12 protein-coding genes are annotated in these 16,881 nt (G+C 73.7%); 8 read left to right on the top strand and 4 right to left on the bottom strand.

The features are described 5' to 3' along the window. Positions 1 to 266 precede the first annotated feature (266 nt). From AB0I49_RS24630 to AB0I49_RS24615, 4 genes are all read right to left on the bottom strand, one after another. The gene (locus AB0I49_RS24630; protein ID WP_363229225.1) at positions 267 to 2,705 is read right to left on the bottom strand and encodes a DUF3488 and transglutaminase-like domain-containing protein; all 2,439 of its coding nucleotides are present in this window, start codon (positions 2,703 to 2,705) and stop codon (positions 267 to 269) included. Further along, positions 2,702 to 4,042, bottom strand: a complete 1,341-nt coding sequence (locus AB0I49_RS24625; protein ID WP_363229224.1) for a DUF58 domain-containing protein — start codon at positions 4,040 to 4,042, stop codon at positions 2,702 to 2,704. The genes AB0I49_RS24630 and AB0I49_RS24625 overlap by 4 nt, the downstream gene beginning before the upstream one ends. A gap of 83 nt (positions 4,043 to 4,125) precedes the next feature. Then, on the bottom strand, positions 4,126 to 5,166 hold the full coding sequence (locus AB0I49_RS24620; protein ID WP_363229223.1) for a MoxR family ATPase: 1,041 nt from the start codon (positions 5,164 to 5,166) through the stop codon (positions 4,126 to 4,128). A gap of 202 nt (positions 5,167 to 5,368) precedes the next feature. Next, positions 5,369 to 5,923 carry a carbonic anhydrase gene (locus AB0I49_RS24615; RefSeq protein ID WP_363229222.1) on the bottom strand — a complete coding sequence of 185 codons (555 nt, stop codon included), beginning with the start codon at positions 5,921 to 5,923 and terminating at the stop codon, positions 5,369 to 5,371. Between the two features lie 383 nt (positions 5,924 to 6,306). On the opposite strand from AB0I49_RS24615, the gene rsmH reads away from it, so the two are divergent. The 8 genes from rsmH to ftsW all read left to right on the top strand — a co-directional run bounded on the left by rsmH (position 6,307) and on the right by ftsW (position 16,877). After that, positions 6,307 to 7,266 (top strand): 16S rRNA (cytosine(1402)-N(4))-methyltransferase RsmH, encoded by a 960-nt coding sequence (rsmH, locus tag AB0I49_RS24610; RefSeq protein WP_363229221.1) that lies wholly within the window; start codon positions 6,307 to 6,309, stop codon positions 7,264 to 7,266. Next, positions 7,263 to 7,778 (top strand): septum formation initiator family protein, encoded by a 516-nt coding sequence (locus AB0I49_RS24605; protein ID WP_363229220.1) that lies wholly within the window; start codon positions 7,263 to 7,265, stop codon positions 7,776 to 7,778. The genes rsmH and AB0I49_RS24605 overlap by 4 nt, the downstream gene beginning before the upstream one ends. 3 nt (positions 7,779 to 7,781) lie before the next feature. Then, complete coding sequence (locus AB0I49_RS24600; RefSeq protein ID WP_363229219.1) at positions 7,782 to 9,734, top strand: penicillin-binding protein 2; 1,953 nt, start codon at positions 7,782 to 7,784, stop codon at positions 9,732 to 9,734. A gap of 12 nt (positions 9,735 to 9,746) precedes the next feature. Beyond that, positions 9,747 to 11,447: a UDP-N-acetylmuramoyl-L-alanyl-D-glutamate--2,6-diaminopimelate ligase gene (locus AB0I49_RS24595; RefSeq protein WP_363229218.1), complete on the top strand. Its 1,701-nt coding sequence runs from the start codon at positions 9,747 to 9,749 to the stop codon at positions 11,445 to 11,447. Positions 11,448 to 11,512: 65 nt separating this feature from the next. Beyond that, positions 11,513 to 12,943, top strand: a complete 1,431-nt coding sequence (gene murF, locus AB0I49_RS24590; protein ID WP_363229217.1) for a UDP-N-acetylmuramoyl-tripeptide--D-alanyl-D-alanine ligase — start codon at positions 11,513 to 11,515, stop codon at positions 12,941 to 12,943. After that, positions 12,940 to 14,004: a phospho-N-acetylmuramoyl-pentapeptide-transferase gene (gene mraY, locus AB0I49_RS24585; RefSeq protein WP_363229216.1), complete on the top strand. Its 1,065-nt coding sequence runs from the start codon at positions 12,940 to 12,942 to the stop codon at positions 14,002 to 14,004. The genes murF and mraY overlap by 4 nt, the downstream gene beginning before the upstream one ends. Beyond that, positions 13,986 to 15,431, top strand: coding sequence for a UDP-N-acetylmuramoyl-L-alanine--D-glutamate ligase (gene murD / locus AB0I49_RS24580; RefSeq protein WP_363229214.1), 1,446 nt, complete (start codon positions 13,986 to 13,988; stop codon positions 15,429 to 15,431). The genes mraY and murD overlap by 19 nt, the downstream gene beginning before the upstream one ends. A gap of 54 nt (positions 15,432 to 15,485) precedes the next feature. Then, entirely contained in the window at positions 15,486 to 16,877 is a 1,392-nt protein-coding gene (gene ftsW, locus AB0I49_RS24575; RefSeq protein WP_363229213.1) for a putative lipid II flippase FtsW, read from the top strand. The last annotated feature ends 4 nt before the right edge of the window (positions 16,878 to 16,881 follow it).

Here is a 16,881-nt window from a genome sequence, read left to right as displayed (position 1 = left end):
GTCGGGACCCCCGGTCCCGCGCCGCGCCCGTGCGCTGCTCCAGGCGATCGCTCCAGGCAGTTGCTCCAGGCGGGGAAGGGAAGGGGCGGCTGACCGGCTGCCCCGCGTCGGCGGCCGGCCGCCGGCCAGCCCCCGGCTCCGGGACGGTCGCCGGACCCTCGAACGGCTGAGCCGCCCGGGCGGCTCAGCCCCGTATCCGAGGAAGAGCCGCCCTCCGTTCACCAGCCGTCAGGCGGACCGGCCGTCCTCGCGGACGGGCGTCGTCGTCATGCCCGCTGCCGTGAGAAGCGCAGCGCCGAGCCGGCCCGGCGGGCGAGGGAGCCGAGGCGGCCGGTGCGGAGCCGCGCGACGGCGGTCGTCCACCGCCGCGAGAGCGACCACAGCACACGCACGGTCGAGCGCGGCGCCAGCAGACCCCGCAGCCGCCCGGCCCGCCCGGCCGAGGCCCGCAGGCCGGACCGCACCCGCTCCACATCGCCCGCCAGGCCGCTCACCGGCCGCGGGCGCGGTGCGTACAGCACCTGCTCGACCGCCGCGGCCACCCGGTGCGCCGCCTCCGCCGCGGCGGTGTCCAGCCCGCCGAGCCGTACGATCCGGGCCGCGGCCTTCCGGGGCGTCTGCGAGTCGTCCGGCGGCACGCCGTAGTCCCAGCCGGAGTCGATGAGCTCCCGCCAGGCCGCCAGCGTCCGGTCGGCCCCGTCCTGCGGGGTGCGGCCGCCGGACTCACCGAGCCGCCGGGCCCGTACCCGCGTGCGCCACAACATCGGCAGTGCCAGCGCCAGCAGCACCAGCACACCGACGGAGCCGGCCACGATCGCGCCCGTGGGCCCGCCGCCGTCGCCGGAGCCGCCGCTCGCCTGCTGCGCCGCGGCTCCGCACTCACCGAGCCGCTTGGCCCGCGGGTCGCAGCCCTGGGAGGCCGACGCCCCCGCCGACGGGGCCGCGGAACGGCTCGGCGCCGCGGACGGGCTGCCGGGGTCCGTGCCGGACGGCGTCTGGGCGATCGTGTACTCGGGCTGCGATCCCCGGCTGGGCGTGGGCTCGAACCGGGTCCAGCCGACGCCCTCGAAATACAGCTCGGGCCACGCGTGCGCGTCCTTGGAGCCGACCGACATCGTGCCGTCCACCTGCGGAGTCCCCGGCGTGAAGCCGACCGCGACCCGCGCCGGAATGCCCAGCGTCCGCGCCATCGCCGCCATCGAGAACGAGAAGTGGACGCAGAACCCCTCCTTGTCGTGGAGGAACTTGGCTATGGCGCTGCTGCCGCTGCCCGACCGCACCTCGGTGTTGTACCGGAAGCCGCCGGTCGTGGAGAACCACTCCTGCAGCTTCACGGCCCGCTCGTACGCGGTCGCGGCCCCCGCCGTCACCTTCCTCGCCTGGTCGCGCACGACGGACGGCAGCGAGCCCGGCACCTTCGTGTACTCGTCCAGGAACCGCTTCGGCGGCGCGGGCGCCGCCGCGAGCTGGGCGCTCGTCGGCTGCACCAGCAGGCTCGACACCTGATAGCGCGAGCCCCGCGTGGTCTGCCCGTGATCGCCGACCAGGGTCCGCCCCTCGGGCTCGAACCGCCACCGCCCGCCGACGGACACCTGCGTGGCCGGGTAGGGGAGCGGCAGATAGGTCTGGCCATAGGTCTCGGCGGCCACCACGGAGGTGTTGACGGTGTCCGTGCGCACGTCGGGGGAGAGCCCGGACGGCGTGGGCAGCGGGTCCGGCACATCGGTGATGTGCCGCTCCGACGCCTTCCAGGACGAGCCGTCGAACTGGTCCAGGGCCACGATCCGCAGATACATGTTCTGGGTGTCGCCGGTCGACGTGCGGTACCGCAGCACCTCGTGGTTCTCGGGCTGGTTGAGGCTGTTCTGCAGCGAGACCAGCGGGTTCACCGCCGAGATCGTCCCGCCGCCGGACTCCTGCCCGGCGCCGGCCCCGCGAGAGCCCAGCAGGCCGTCGTCCATCGTCGGCAGCACCGCCGGCACCGCCAGCGCGATGCCGAGCGCCAGCGCGCCGATCCGCCGCCCCGTACGGACCGGGGCGAGGGCGGGGCCGACCGCGCCCGGCGCCGGGCCCAGGGTGCTGCCCGGCCCCGTGGGGCGCCGCGCCCCGCCGCCGGCGAAGACCCGCCCCCACTGCGAGAGCCGGTCCCGGCCCTCGGCGAGGAGCAGCAGCAGGAAACCGCCGGCCGCCGCCAGGAACCAGAGCCAGTCGGCGCCGCCCTTGGCCAGCCCCGCCGCGACCGAGTACAGCGCGAGCAGCGGCAGCCCGGCGGGCGCGGCGCTGCGGTAGGTGACGGCGAGCGCGTCCACCGTCAGCCCCACCACCAGCACGCCGCCGACCAGCAGCAGCTTGATGCCCTCGGTCGCCGGCGCCGGTATGGCGTACCGCCCGACGTCGTCGGCGCCCTCCCGCAGCAGCTGCCCGAACTCATGGAAGACGTCCGGGCCGGGCAGCAGCCCCCCGATCGCCTCGCTCTGCGCGAAGAGCAGGGTGAGCAGCAGCAGCGCGACGACCGCCTGCGCCAGCACGGTCAGCGCCCGCGCCAGCGGCACCCGGCGGGCCAGCGCGCCCACCGAGCTCTGGATCAGCACGAGCAGCGCGGCCTGCAGGAACCACGTCGCGCGGTCGATCAGCGGCAGCAGCGCGCACGACGAGGCCAGCGTCGCCACCGCCGCGCACACCGCGAGCCGTGCGCGTCCACTCATGACCAGCCCCCTGCCGTCGTGCCGCCCTGCTTCGCGGGTCCGCTCGTACGGGCCCGCTGCTGGTCCGCCTGGCGCCACAGCGCGGCCAGCGACGAGCCCGGCGGCACGGGCAGCGCCGTCCACCCCGCCTCGCGCAGCACCCGCAGCCGGTCCTCCAGCTCCGCGGCGTCGCCGCCGCGCACGTCCCGCGCCCAGGACGGCGAGTCCAGGAGGAAGGCGACCGCCGCGCCGCTGCGCTGCCGCATCCGCCCGGCCAGCGCCGCCTGCTCCCCGTCGAGGTCGCCGAAGAACGCGACCAGCAGCCCTTCGCCGCCGCCCCGCAGTGCGTCGTGGGCGGGGGAGAGCCCCTCGCCCTCGGAGTGGTCCAGCACCGCCAGGGTGTCCAGGACCAGCCCCGCCGCGTCCGCGGAGTCGTGGGAGGAGCCCGCGTACCCGCCCATGCCGTCGGGGCCCGGCACCGAGTCGCCGGTGTCGGTCAGCAGCCGCACCGAGAAGCCCCGCTCCAGCAGGTGCACGGCCGTCGAGGCGGCGGCGGAGACCGCCCACTCGAAGGCCGAGTCGGGCCCCGCCCCCTGGAAGGCGATGCCGCGGGTGTCGAGCAGCACCGTGCAGTGCGCGCGCTGCGGCTGCTCCTCGCGGCGCACCATCAGCTCGCCGTAGCGGGCGGTGGAGCGCCAGTGCACCCGGCGCAGGTCGTCGCCGTAGCGGTACTCGCGGGGGATGACGTCGTCCTCGCCGGCCAGCGCGACCGAACGCAGCCGCCCGTCGCCGTACCCCGCGGCCTCGCCCGCCAGGCGCACCGGCGGCAGCGCCTCGACGCGCGGCACGACGGTCAGCGTGTCGTACGTGCTGAAGGCGCGGGTCAGCTCGCACATCCCGAACGGGTCGGTCAGCCGCAGCTGCAGCGGCCCCAGCGGATAGCGCCCCCGCAGGTCCGAGCGGACCCGGTAGGACACCTCGCGCCGGCCGCCCGCCTCCACCCGGTCCAGCACGAAGCGCGGGCGCGGACCGAGCACGTACGGCACCCGGTCCTGGAGCATCAGCAGACCGGTGGGCAGCCGCGAGACATTGTCGATCCGCAGCTGCACGCGCGCCTCGGCGGCGGCGGGCACCCGGGCGGGCGACAGCCGCCGGCTGCCCGCGACCCGGTGCCGGGTGCGGTGCAGCACGCCCACGCACACCAGCGGCAGCACGGCCAGCAGCAGCCCCACCCGCAGCAGGTCCGACTGGCCCAGCACGTACGAGCAGACCGCGGCGGCCGCGCCCGCCGCCAGGAACGAGCGGCCGCGGGTGGTCAGCCCGGCGAACGCCGACCGCAGGCCGCCGCCGTCGCCCATGTCGGCCTCCGCCTGCCCCGGACCTTCGGGAGCTCCGGGGCCCGCGGTGCTTCCGGGGCTTCCCGCCGGCCCCCCGGCCCGCATCACAGCCGCCGGGAACCCGGCGGCTGCCCGCCGTACGCCGGGGGCGCGGGCGGCATCGGCGGCGCCCCCCGGTGCTCGGCGGTGGGCACCGGGGTGCGCTGCAGGATGTCGGTCACGACCTGCTCGGCCGTGCGCCGGTTCAGCTGGGCCTGCGCGGTCGGCAGCAGCCGGTGCGCGAGCACCGCGACGGCGAGGGCCTGCACGTCGTCGGGGAGCGCGAACTCCCGGCCCTCCAGCGCCGCCGCGGCCTTGGCGGCCCGCAGCAGATGCAGCGTCGCGCGCGGCGACGCCCCGAGTCTGAGGTCCGGGTGCTGCCGGGTGGCGGCGACCAGGTCCACCGCGTACCGCCGCACGGAGTCGGCCACGTGCACGGTGCGGACCGCGTCCACGAGCTTGATGATCTCGTGGGCGTGCGCCACCGGCTGGAGGTCGTCCAGCGGCGACGCGCCGCCGTGCACGTCCAGCATCTGGAGCTCGGCGTCCGGGCTCGGATAGCCGATCGAGACCCGCGCCATGAACCGGTCGCGCTGCGCCTCCGGCAGCGGATACGTGCCCTCCATCTCGACCGGGTTCTGCGTGGCCACCACCATGAACGGGCTCGGCAGCTGGTACGTCTGCCCGTCGATGGTGACCTGCCGCTCCTCCATCGACTCCAGCAGCGCCGACTGGGTCTTGGGCGAGGCGCGGTTGATCTCGTCGCCGATCACGATCTGGGCGAAGATCGAGCCCGGCTTGAACTCGAAGTCCCGCCGCTGCTGGTCGTAGACGCTCACGCCCGTGATGTCGGACGGCAGCAGGTCCGGCGTGAACTGGATGCGCCGCACCGAGCAGTCGATGGACCGCGCCAGCGCCTTGGCGAGCATGGTCTTGCCCACCCCCGGCACGTCCTCGATCAGCAGATGGCCCTCGGCCATCAGCACCGTCAGCGAAAGCCGTACGACCTCCGGCTTGCCCTCGATCACGCCCTCCACCGACCTGCGGATGCGCTCCGCCGTGGTGGTCAGATCGCTGAGGCTCGCTCGCTCGTCATAGGTCGTCACCCGGCCCTCCTCGGCCCGTTCTCAAAGCCCTGGTCCTCCGTACGGACCGGCCCACCCCGAAAGCGCGGCCCCCGCGCTCCGCTCCGGCGGAGGGCAGGGCCACGTACGTATTCTCGCCGTCCCGGCGGCGTCGCGTCACCGCCTGTGGATAACTCTCCGCCGGGGCCGGTTCCGAGCTCTGTCATGTGATCGTTTTCCGGCGTCAGACGCGCCCGTCGACCTCCCGGAGCAGACCCGTCGTCACATCGAAGACGAAGCCCCGGACGTCCTCGGTGTGCGGCAGGAACGGCGAGGTGCGCACGCGCTGCATCGACTGCCGCACGTCGCTGTCGAGGTCCTTGAACGCCTCGACCGCCCACGACGGGCGCTGGCCGACCTCGTCCTCCAGCTCATGCCGGAAGTCCTCGGTCAGCCCGAGCAGGCCGCAGCCGGTGTGGTGGATCAGCACGACCGAGCGGGTGCCCAGCGCGCGCTGGCTGATCGTCAGGGAGCGGATGGTGTCGTCGGTGACCACACCGCCGGCGTTGCGGATGGTGTGGCAGTCGCCGAGCTCCAGGCCGAGCGCGGCGTGCAGGTCGAGGCGGGCGTCCATGCAGGCGACGACGGCGACCTTGAGGACGGGGCGGGCGTCCATGCCCGGGTCGCTGAAGGCGGCGGCGTAGCGTTCGTTGGCCTCGACCAGGCGGTCGGTGACGGTTCCTTCGGCGGGGGCGCCGTCGTGGTGCTGGGACGGCGGCTGAGACGCAGATATCGACATGTGTACGAAGGTAGCCCGCCGCAGGTCGTCCAGGCTCTGTGCGGGTCGATAAACCCGTGTCGCACGGATGCCTGTGAGGTAACCCACAAGGCCCATCGCCCCGCTGCCGCACAGGTGGGAGCGGTCGCCTCCGGTCGTCGCGGGACGCGCTGGCCAGTTGGTTGACCGAGGGGACGAGTGGACTAAAGTGGCGCGAAGTGGGAGGCGTGACGCTCCCCTTGGAACCGATTACTCCACGTGCGCGGGGCGCACGTACCGCTCGGCCTCCTCCCGCTCCGGTCGCCTGACGTCACTTCCCCGGCGCCAGACCGGCCGCTTCCCCTTCGAGCGGGCGGGGACCCGGCGGTGCGCACGGACCCGCGCCGAACCCTTCAGAAGGGCGCATGGCCAGCGACGCGCGACATGTTCCGGTGATGCTCCAGCGCTGTCTCGACGTGCTGGCGCCCGCTCTCGCGGAGCCCGGAGCGGTCGTCGTCGACTGCACCCTGGGCCTCGGCGGGCACAGCGAGGCGCTGCTGTCGACCTTCCCCGCGGCCCGGCTCGTGGCCCTCGACCGGGACCCGGCGGCCCTCGAACTCGCCGGCGAGCGCCTCGCGCCGTACGGGGACCGCGCCACCCTCGTGCACGCCGTGTACGACGAGATCGGCGACGTACTGGAACGGCTCGCCATCCCGCGCGTCCAGGGCGTCCTCTTCGACCTCGGCGTCTCCTCCATGCAGCTGGACGAGGCCGACCGCGGTTTCGCGTACGCGCAGGACGCGCCGCTGGACATGCGCATGGACCAGACGACGGGCATCGGGGCGGCCGAGGTCCTCAACACCTACCCGCCCGGCGAGCTGGTGCGGATCCTGCGCGCGTACGGCGAGGAGAAGCAGGCCAAGCGGATCGTCGGCGCCGTCGTCCGGGAGCGGGAGAAGGAGCCGTTCAGCAACAGCGCCCGCCTCGTCGAGCTGATCCGCGACGCGCTGCCGCAGGCGGCCAAGCGGACCGGCGGCAACCCCGCCAAGCGCACCTTCCAGGCGCTGCGCATCGAGGTCAACGGCGAGCTGGCGAGCGTGGAGCGGGCCATTCCGGCAGCGGTGGGCGCGCTCGCCGTCGGCGGCCGGATCGCCGTCCTGTCGTACCAGTCGCTGGAGGACCGGATCGTCAAGCAGGTCTTCGCCGCCGGGGCCGCCAACACCGCGCCGCCCGGCCTGCCCGTCGTGCCCGAGCGCTACCAGCCGCGCCTCAAGCTGCTCACCCGCGGCGCGGAGCTGCCCAGCGAGGAGGAGATCGCGGAGAACCGGCGCGCCGCGCCCGCCCGGCTGCGCGCCGCGAAGCGTATCCGGGAGGACGCCCCGTGACGGCCGCCGCGCGCCGCCCCGGCGGCCTGCTCGGCCGGCTGCTGCCCGCCGGGCCCGCGGGGGCGAAGCGGACGCCCTTCGTCCTGCTCGTCGTGGTGCTGCTCGGCTCCGGCCTGATCGGCCTCCTGGTGCTCAACTCCTCGCTCAACCAGGGCTCCTTCGAGCTCAGCAGGCTGGAGAAGCAGACCACCGAGCTGACGGACGAGCAGCAGTCGCTCCAGCAGGACGTCGACAAGCTCTCCGCGCCCGACGCGCTGGACCGGCGCGCCCGCGAGCTGGGCATGGTGCCCGGCGGCAACCCGGCCTTCCTCGGCCCGGACGGCACGGTCCACGGCTCGCCGTCGCCCGCGCCCGAGGGCGACGAGCCCGTCTCGTACACGGTCCCGGTCCGGCCGCAGCCCCCGGTACCCCTCCAGGCCCCCGCCGCGACAGGCGCCCCAGGCGTCCCCGGCCAGGACGCCGCGCCCCCGGCCCGTACGGACGTACCGGCCACCCCGACCCCCGGCAGGTGACGCGTGAGCGACCCCAAGGACCCCCGCCGCCGCGCCCCCGGCCCCCCGCGGCAGCGGCCCGCGACGGCCCGCCCGAACGCCAAGCGGCCCGGCTCCCGCCCCACCCGGCCCCGCGGCGGCCCCCAGTCCATCCGGCTCGGCAGCCCGCGCCCCCGGCTGCGGCTCGTCGGGCTCGCCATGGCCCTCGTCCTCCTCGCCTTCGTCGTCCGCCTCCTCCAGGTGCAGGCCGTCGACGCGAGCGCCTACGCCGCCAAGGCGAACGTCAACCGCTACATCCCGGTGACGCTGACCGCCGAGCGCGGCACGATCACCGACCGGGCCGGCGTGGACCTGGCGACCACCATCGACGCGTACGACGTCACGGCCGCCCCGGACCTGCTCACCCCCGACCGGGCCAAGATCCCCGACGCCGCGCGGCAGGCCGCGACGCTCCTCGCGCCCATCCTGGGGCAGCCGGAGAAGGACCTGGAGCGCAAGCTCACCGCCAACCCCAAGTCGAAGTACGCGGTCCTCGCCCGCCAGCAGACCCCGCAGGTCTGGAACCAGATCAAGGACCTCAAGGCCGCGCTCGCCGACAAGGCCGTGAAGACGAAGGGCACCAACGTCCTGGCCGGGGTCAACCGCGAACCGCACAGCAAGCGCGTCTACCCCGGCGGCGACCTGGCCGCCGGGATACTGGGCTTCGTCAACGCCGAGGGCAAGGGCGGCGGCGGGGTCGAGGCCAAGCTCGACAAGCAGCTCGCCGGCAAGAACGGCAAGCTCGTCTACGCCCAGTCCGGCGGCCGCCAGGTGCCCACCGCCGACGTCAAGGAGCAGCCCGCCGTGCCCGGCTCCGACGTGGAGCTGACCATCGACCGGGACATCCAGTGGGCCGCCCAGAGCGCCATCGCCAAACAGGTGAAGAAGTCCAAGGCGGACCGCGGCTACGTCGTCGTGCAGGACACCCGCACCGGAGAGGTGCTGGCCATGGCCAACGCTCCGGGCTACAACCCCAACGACCTCGCACACGCCAGCGCCTCCGCCATGGGCAACGCCGCCGTGGAGGACGCGTACGAACCGGGCAGCGTCAGCAAGCTGATGACCATGTCGGCCGTGCTCAACGAGGGCGTCGCCACGCCCGGCACCAAGGTGGAGGTCCCCAACCGGCTGCCGCGCGCCGACCGGTCCTTCGCCGACGACATCGACCACGAGACCTGGCACCTGACCCTCAACGGCGTGCTCGCCAAGTCCAGCAACATCGGCACGATCCTCGCCAGCGAGCAGCTCGCCAAGGGCAAGGGCCAGCAGCAGGCCAACGAGGTCCTCTACTCCTACCTGCACAAGTTCGGCATCGGACAGCCGACCGGGCTCGGCTTCCCCGGCGAGACCCCCGGCATCCTCGCCAAGCCGAAGGACTGGAGCGCCTCCCAGCAGTACACGATCCCCTTCGGCCAGGGGCTCTCCCTCAACGCCGTGCAGGGCGCGTCCGTCTACTCCACCATCGCCAACGGAGGAGAGCGCATCACCCCCACCCTCGTACGCGGCTCCAAGGGCCCCGACGGCCGCTTCGAGCCCGCCCCGGCGCCCGAGAAGAACCGGGTGGTCAGCGAGAAGACCGCCAAGACGCTGGCCACGATGCTCGAATCCGTCGTGGACGACCAGGGGGGCACCGGCGGCAAGGCGAAGATCCCCGGCTACCGGGTCGCGGGCAAGACCGGCACGTCCAACCGGGTGGATCCCAAGACCGGCCGCTACCACGGATATACGGCCTCGTTCGCCGGGTTCGCCCCCGCCGACCAGCCGCGGGTCACGGTCTACTGCGCCATCCAGAACCCCACCAAGGGCAGCTACTTCGGCGGCCAGATCTGCGGACCGGTATATCAGCAGGTCATGCGGTTCGCGCTGAAGACGATGCAGGTGCCGCCGTCCGGAAAACAGCCCCCTCGGCTGCCCGTGACCTATGAACCCGGTCAGTGAGCCGGACCGGCCGTGACGACCATCACCCCCGAGCCGGGGAACCGCCGCCCGGCGCGCCCCTCACTTCGCGGCGAAGCGGGTGCGCCCGGTACGCTCACCGCCGTGCCCCAAGCTGATCAGTTCCAAACCACCCAGAAGGACGCCCCCGAAACGTATCCGGGAGCGCCCCGCCCCACCCAGGTCCAACCCGTGTCCCTCGCGGAGCTGGCCGGTCAGCTGGGCGTCGCGGCCGAGGCGGACGCCCCGCGGGGCGCCGCGACCGGCATCACCCACGACTCGCGGGCCGTACGCCCCGGCGACGTCTACGCGGCCCTGCCCGGCGCCCGCTTCCACGGCGCGGATTTCGCGGCGCAGGCGGCGGGCCTCGGCGCGGTCGCCGTGCTGACCGACCCGACGGGCGCCGACCGCGCCGCCGCCACCGGCCTGCCGGTGCTCACCGTCGACAACCCGCGCGCACGGATGGGCGCACTGGCCGCCACGATCTACGGCGAGCCCGGCCGCGACCTGCTCCAGATCGGCATCACCGGCACCTCCGGCAAGACCACCACCGCGTACCTCATGGAGGGCGGCCTCAAGGCCGCCGCCGAGCGCGGCGACGGCTCGCTCACCGGCCTGATCGGCACCGTCGAGACCCGCATCGGCGACGAGCGCATCAAGTCCGAGCGCACCACGCCCGAGGCCACCGACCTCCAGGCGCTCTTCGCCGTCATGCGCGAACGCGGCGTCCGCGCGGTCGCCATGGAGGTCTCCAGCCACGCCCTGGTCCTCGGCCGCGTCGACGGCTGCGTCTTCGACGTCGCGGTCTTCAACAACCTGAGCCCGGAACACATGGAGTTCCACTCGGGAATGGAGGACTACTTCCAGGCCAAGGCCCAGCTGTTCACCACGGCCCGCAGCCGCGTCGGCGTCGTCAACCTCGACGACGAGTACGGCCAGCGGCTCGCCCGCGGCGAGTCCGAGGTCCCCGTCACCACCTTCTCCGCCGAGGGCCACCCGGACGCCGACTGGCGCGCGGACGCGGTCGAGATCGGCCCGCACGGCTCGACCTTCACCGTGCTCGGCCCGGACGGGCAGCGGGTACGGGCCGCGTCGCCGCTGCCCGGCACGTTCAACGTCGCCAACGCGCTCGCCGCGATCACCACGCTCGCCGTCGCCGGGATCGACCCGCAGACCGCCGCCGACGGCGTCGCCGCCGTCCCGGGCGTCCCCGGCCGCCTGGACCGGGTCGACGCGGGCCAGCCCTATCTCGCCGTCGTCGACTACGCACACAAGACCGACGCCGTCGAATCGGTTCTCCGCGCCCTGCGCAAGGTCACCAAGGGGCGCATTCACGCCGTTCTCGGCTGCGGCGGCGACCGCGACCCGCACAAACGCGGCCCGATGGGCGCGGCGCTGGCCCGGCTCGCCGACACCGCCGTGCTGACCTCCGACAACCCCCGCTCCGAGGATCCCCTCGCGATCCTCGCCACCATGCTCGCGGGCGCCGCCGAGGTGCCTGCCCACGAGCGCGGCACCGTCCTCCTCGCGGAGGAGCGTGCCGACGCCATCGCAGCCGCCGTCGCCCGCGCCGACCCCGACGACACCGTTCTCATCCTGGGCAAGGGCCACGAGCAGGGCCAGGACATCGCCGGAGTGGTCCGCCCCTTCGACGACCGCCAGGTTCTGCGCGAGGCCATCGAAGCGGCCCCCAAGCACCGGATCAACCAGGGATGACAGACCGCCATGCGCGTACAACCCTCCCCCCGGAAGCTCTCCCGAACGGCCGGGGGTGAATCGCGGTGATCGACCTGTCCCTCGCCGAGATCACCGCCATCGTCGGCGGGCAGCCCCGCGATCTGCCGGACCCGGAGCAGCGGGTCACCGGGCCGGTCGTGATCGACTCCCGCGACGTACGGCCGGGCGGCCTCTTCGCCGCCTTCGCCGGTGAGCGCGTGGACGGCCACGACTTCGCCGAGCGCGCCGTCGCGGCCGGCGCGGTCGCCGTGCTGGCCACCCGCCCGCTCGGGGGCGCGGTGCCGTCGATCGTGGTCGACGACGTCGTCGCGGCCCTCGGCGCGCTCGCCAGGGCCGTCGCACAGCGACTCGGCGCCACGCTCGTCGCCCTCACCGGATCGGTCGGCAAGACCAGCACCAAGGACCTGATCGCCCAGCTCCTGGAGCGGATCGGCCCCACGGTGTGGACCCCCGGCTCGTTCAACAACGAGATCGGCCTGCCGCTCACCGCGCTGCGCGCCGACGCCGCGACCCGGCACCTGGTGCTGGAGATGGGCGCCCGGTCCATCGGCCACATCCGCTATCTGACGGAGCTGACCCCGCCGCGCGTCGGCGTCGTCCTGAACGTCGGCACCGCCCACATCGGCGAGTTCGGCGGCCGGGAGCAGATCGCCGAGGCCAAGGGCGAGCTGGTCGAGTCGCTGCCGACGGAGGCCGACGGCGGCATCGCCGTGCTCAACGCCGACGACCCGCTGGTGCGCGCCATGAGCACGCGCACCAAGGCCCGTACGGTCCTCTTCGGCGAGGCGCCGGACGCGGACGTACGGGCCGCGGACATCCGCCTCACCGAGGACGGCAGGCCCGCCTTCACGCTTCACACACCCACCGGGTGCGGGCCCGTGACCATGCGGCTGTACGGTGAGCACCACGTGTCGAACGCGCTCGCCGCGGCCGCCGTCGCCCATGAGTTGGGTATGCCCGCAGACGAGATCGCCAGCGCGCTCTCCGAGGCGGGCTCGCTCTCCCGCTGGCGGATGGAGGTCACCGAGCGCGCGGACGGCGTGACGATCGTCAACGACGCCTACAACGCGAACCCCGAATCCATGCGAGCGGCACTGCGCGCGCTCGTCGCCATGGGCGGAGCCGCTTCGGCGGCGGGGGGCCGCACGTGGGCCGTGCTCGGTCAGATGGCCGAGCTCGGCGAGGAGTCGCTCGCCGAGCACGACGCGGTCGGGCGGCTGGCCGTCCGGCTCAACGTCAGCAAGCTCGTGGCAGTCGGCGGCAGGGAAGCGGCCTGGCTGCGCATGGGCGCCTATAACGAGGGTTCGTGGGGTGAGGAGTCGGTGCACGTGTCCGACGCGCAGGCGGCGATCGACCTGTTGCGCAGAGAGTTGCGTCCGGGTGACGTCGTGCTGGTGAAGGCGTCCAGGTCGGTGGGGCTGGAGCGGCTGGGCGAGGCGTTGACGGCCGGCGAGGGCGAGGTCGCCGGGTCATGAAGCAGATCCTCTTCGCGGGAGTCATCGGTCTTCTGCTGACCCTCATCGGCACCCCGCTGCTGATCAAGTTCCTGGCCCGCAAGGGCTACGGCCAGTTCATCCGCGACGACGGGCCGCGCGAGCACCACAGCAAGCGCGGCACGCCCACCATGGGCGGCATCGCCTTCATCCTCGCCACGCTCATCGCGTACGCGCTGACGAAGGTCTTCACCGGGGGCGGACCGACCCCCTCCGGCCTGCTGGTGCTGTTCCTCACGGCGGGCATGGGCCTGGTCGGCTTCCTGGACGACTACATCAAGATCGTCAAGCAGCGGAGCCTGGGCCTGCGGGCCAGGGCGAAGATGGCGGGCCAGCTGATCGTCGGCATCGCCTTCGCCGTCCTGGCGCTCCAGTTCCAGGACGCCCGCGGCGCGACGCCGGCCTCCACGAAGCTCTCCTTCGTGCAGGACTTCGGCTGGTCCATCGGCCCGGTGATCTTCGCGGTCTGGGCGCTGTTCATGATCCTCGCGATGTCGAACGGCGTGAACCTCACCGACGGCCTCGACGGCCTCGCCACCGGCGCCTCCGTGATGGTCTTCGGCGCGTACGTGTTCATCGGCGTCTGGCAGTACGGGCAGTCCTGCGCCAACCCGCTGACCGCGGGCGCCGCCTGTTACGAGGTCAGGGACCCGCTCGACCTCGCGGTCGTCGCTTCGGCCCTGATGGGCTCGTGCTTCGGCTTCCTGTGGTGGAACACCTCGCCCGCCAAGATCTTCATGGGCGACACCGGCTCCCTCGCGCTCGGCGGCGCGCTCGCCGGACTCGCGATCTGCTCCCGCACGGAGCTGCTCCTCGCCCTGCTGGGCGGCCTCTTCGTGCTGATCACCATGTCCGTGGTCATCCAGGTCGGCTCCTTCCGGCTCACCGGGAAGCGCGTCTTCCGCATGGCGCCGCTCCAACACCACTTCGAACTCAAGGGGTGGAGCGAAGTCCTTGTGGTGGTCCGCTTCTGGATCATCCAGGGGCTGTGCGTCGCCGTCGGACTCGGCCTCTTCTACACCGGATGGCTGGCCATCAAGTGAACTGGGACGGCAAGCAGATCACCGTCGCCGGCCTCGGCGTGAGCGGCGTCCCCGCCGCCCGCGCCCTGGCCGGCCTCGGCGCCCGCGTCACCGCGGTCAACGGCAGCGACGGCGAGCGCGAGCGCGCCCAGGCCGCCGAACTTCAGGCGCTGGGCGTCACCGTCCGCCTCGGCGACGGCGACACCCTCCCCGAGGGCGCCGAACTGGTGGTCACCACCCCCGGCTGGAAGCCCTCCAGCCCGCTCTTCCGCGCCGCGGAGCAGGCGGGCGTCCCCGTCTGGGGCGACGTCGAACTGGCCTGGCGGCTGCGCGGCCCCGACGCCGCCCCCTGGCTCGCGGTCACCGGCACCAACGGCAAGACGACCACCGTCCGGATGCTCGCCTCGATCCTGGAGGCGGCCGGGCTGCGGACCGCGGCCGTCGGCAACATCGGCGTCTCGCTGATCGACGTGGTCCTCTCTGGCGAGCCGTACGACGTCCTCGCCGTCGAACTCTCCAGCTACCAGCTGCACTGGGCGCCGAGCCTGCGCGTGCACTCCGCCGCCGTCCTCAACCTCGCCCCCGACCACCTCGACTGGCACGGCTCCATGGCCGCGTACGCCGCCGACAAGGGCCGGATCTACGAGGGCAACGAGGTCGCCTGCGTCTACAACGCCGATGACACAGCCGACCCCGCCACCGAGGCGCTGGTCCGCGAGGCCGACGTGGTGGAGGGGTGCCGCGCCATCGGCTTCACCCTGGGCCCGCCCGCCCCCTCCCAGCTCGGCGTCGTCGACGGAATCCTCGTCGACCGGGCCTTCGTGGCGAACCGTCAGAAGCAGGCGCAGGAGCTGGCCGAGGTCGCGGACGTCAACCCGCCCGCGCCGCACAACATCGCCAACGCCCTCGCCGCGGCGGCCCTGGCCCGCGCCTACGGCGTCGAGCCCGCGGCCGTACGGGACGGGCTCCGGGCCTTCCGCCCCGACGCGCACCGCATCGAACACGTCGCGGACGTCGACGGGGTCGCCTACGTCGACGACTCCAAGGCCACCAACACGCACGCAGCCGAGGCGTCGCTCGCGGCCTACGACCCGATCGTCTGGATCGCGGGCGGCCTCGCCAAGGGCGCCGCCTTCGACGACCTCGTCGCCGCGGCGGCGGGCAGGCTGCGCGGCGTGGTCCTGATGGGCGCCGACCGCGCCCTGATCGGCGAAGCGCTGGCGCGACACGCCGCAGATGTCCCGGTTGTCGACCTCGAACGGACGGACACTGGTGCGATGGCGGCGGCCGTCCGCGAGGCGACGCGGCTCGCCAGGCCGGGGGACACGGTCCTCATGGCGCCCGCGTGCGCGTCGATGGATATGTTCGCCAACTACAACGAGCGCGGCGACGCCTTCGCGGACGCGGTGCGCGCACTGGCCACGGGCCGGGACGCGACCGAGCGGTAGCCCGCGGGGTCCCCGCGCGAGGACCGTGCGCGGGCACCCTGGAGGGGATACGAGATGAAGGCCGACCAGCCTGCCGCCAAGGCGCCGCGGGGGGCGGCGCGCGGCGGGGCCACGCCCCGTACCGCGAGAGCCGCCGGCCCGCGCCGCCGGAGCCCGGCCGCCGGGGGCCCGCGCCCCCCGCGCCGGAGCGCGGCAGGCGGCCTGGGGGCGCTGCCCACGCGGTTCAAGCGGGCCTGGGACCGGCCGCTGACCGCCTATTACCTCGTGCTCGGCGGCAGCCTGCTGATCATCGTGCTGGGCCTGGTGATGGTCTACTCGGCCTCCCAGATCAAGGCGTTGCAGTACGGCCAGGCGCCCACCTTCTTCTTCCGCAAGCAGCTGATCGCGGCCGTGCTCGGCGGGGTGCTGATGATCGTGGCCTGCCGCGCGCGGCTGCGGCTGCACCGCGCCTTCGCCTACCCGCTGCTGGCCTGCACCGTCTTCCTGCTCTGCCTGGTGCAGGTGCCGGGGATCGGCCAGACGATCAACGGCAACACCAACTGGCTCTCGCTCGGCGGCCCGTTCCAGCTCCAGCCCAGCGAGTTCGCCAAGCTCGCCCTCGTCCTGTGGGGCGCCGACCTGCTGGCCCGCAAGCAGGAGAAGAAGCTGCTCACCCAGTGGAAGCACCTGCTGGTGCCGCTGGTGCCGGTGGCGTTCCTGCTGCTCGGCCTGATCATGCTCGGCGGCGACATGGGCACCTCCATCATCCTGACCGCCGTGCTCTTCGGCATGCTCTGGCTGGCGGGCGCCCCCACCCGGCTCTTCGCGGGCGTCCTCGGCGTCGCGGGGGCCCTCGCCCTGCTCGCCATCAAGACGAGCGCCAACCGGATGGGCCGGCTCGCCTGCATCGGCGCGACCGACCCCGGCCCGCACGACCAGTGCTGGCAGGCCGTGCACGGGATCTACGCGCTGGCCAACGGCGGATGGTTCGGTTCCGGACTGGGTGCGAGTGTGGAAAAATGGGGAGAACTCCCCGAGCCGCACACGGACTTCATCTTCGCCATCACCGGCGAGGAACTGGGGCTGGCGGGGACGCTGTCGGTCCTCGCCCTCTTCGCGGCTCTAGGCTATGCGGGTATCCGCGTGGCCGGACGCACGGAGGACCCCTTCGTGAGGTATGCCGCGGGAGGCGTGACCACCTGGATCATGGCGCAGTTCATGGTCAACATCGGTGCGGTGCTCGGTCTGCTGCCGATCGCCGGAGTCCCGCTCCCGCTGTTCTCCTACGGAGGGTCCGCCCTGCTGCCGACCATGTTCGCCGTCGGACTGCTGATCGCCTTCGCGCGCGAGCAGCCCGGTGCGCGAGCGGCGTTGGCCATGCGGCAGCCTGTCTTCAGCAAGAAGCGGGCTGGGGCGATGAAGACGATGAGACGGCGCGTCAAGAAGCGACCGTCCGGAGAGCGGTGAATTT

The organism is Streptomyces sp. NPDC050617, assembly GCF_040654795.1.
Classification (GTDB): Bacteria; Actinomycetota; Actinomycetes; order Streptomycetales; family Streptomycetaceae; genus Streptomyces.
The sequence above is the reverse complement of the archived record's forward strand: the minus strand, read 5'-3'. Positions and strand labels throughout refer to the sequence as shown.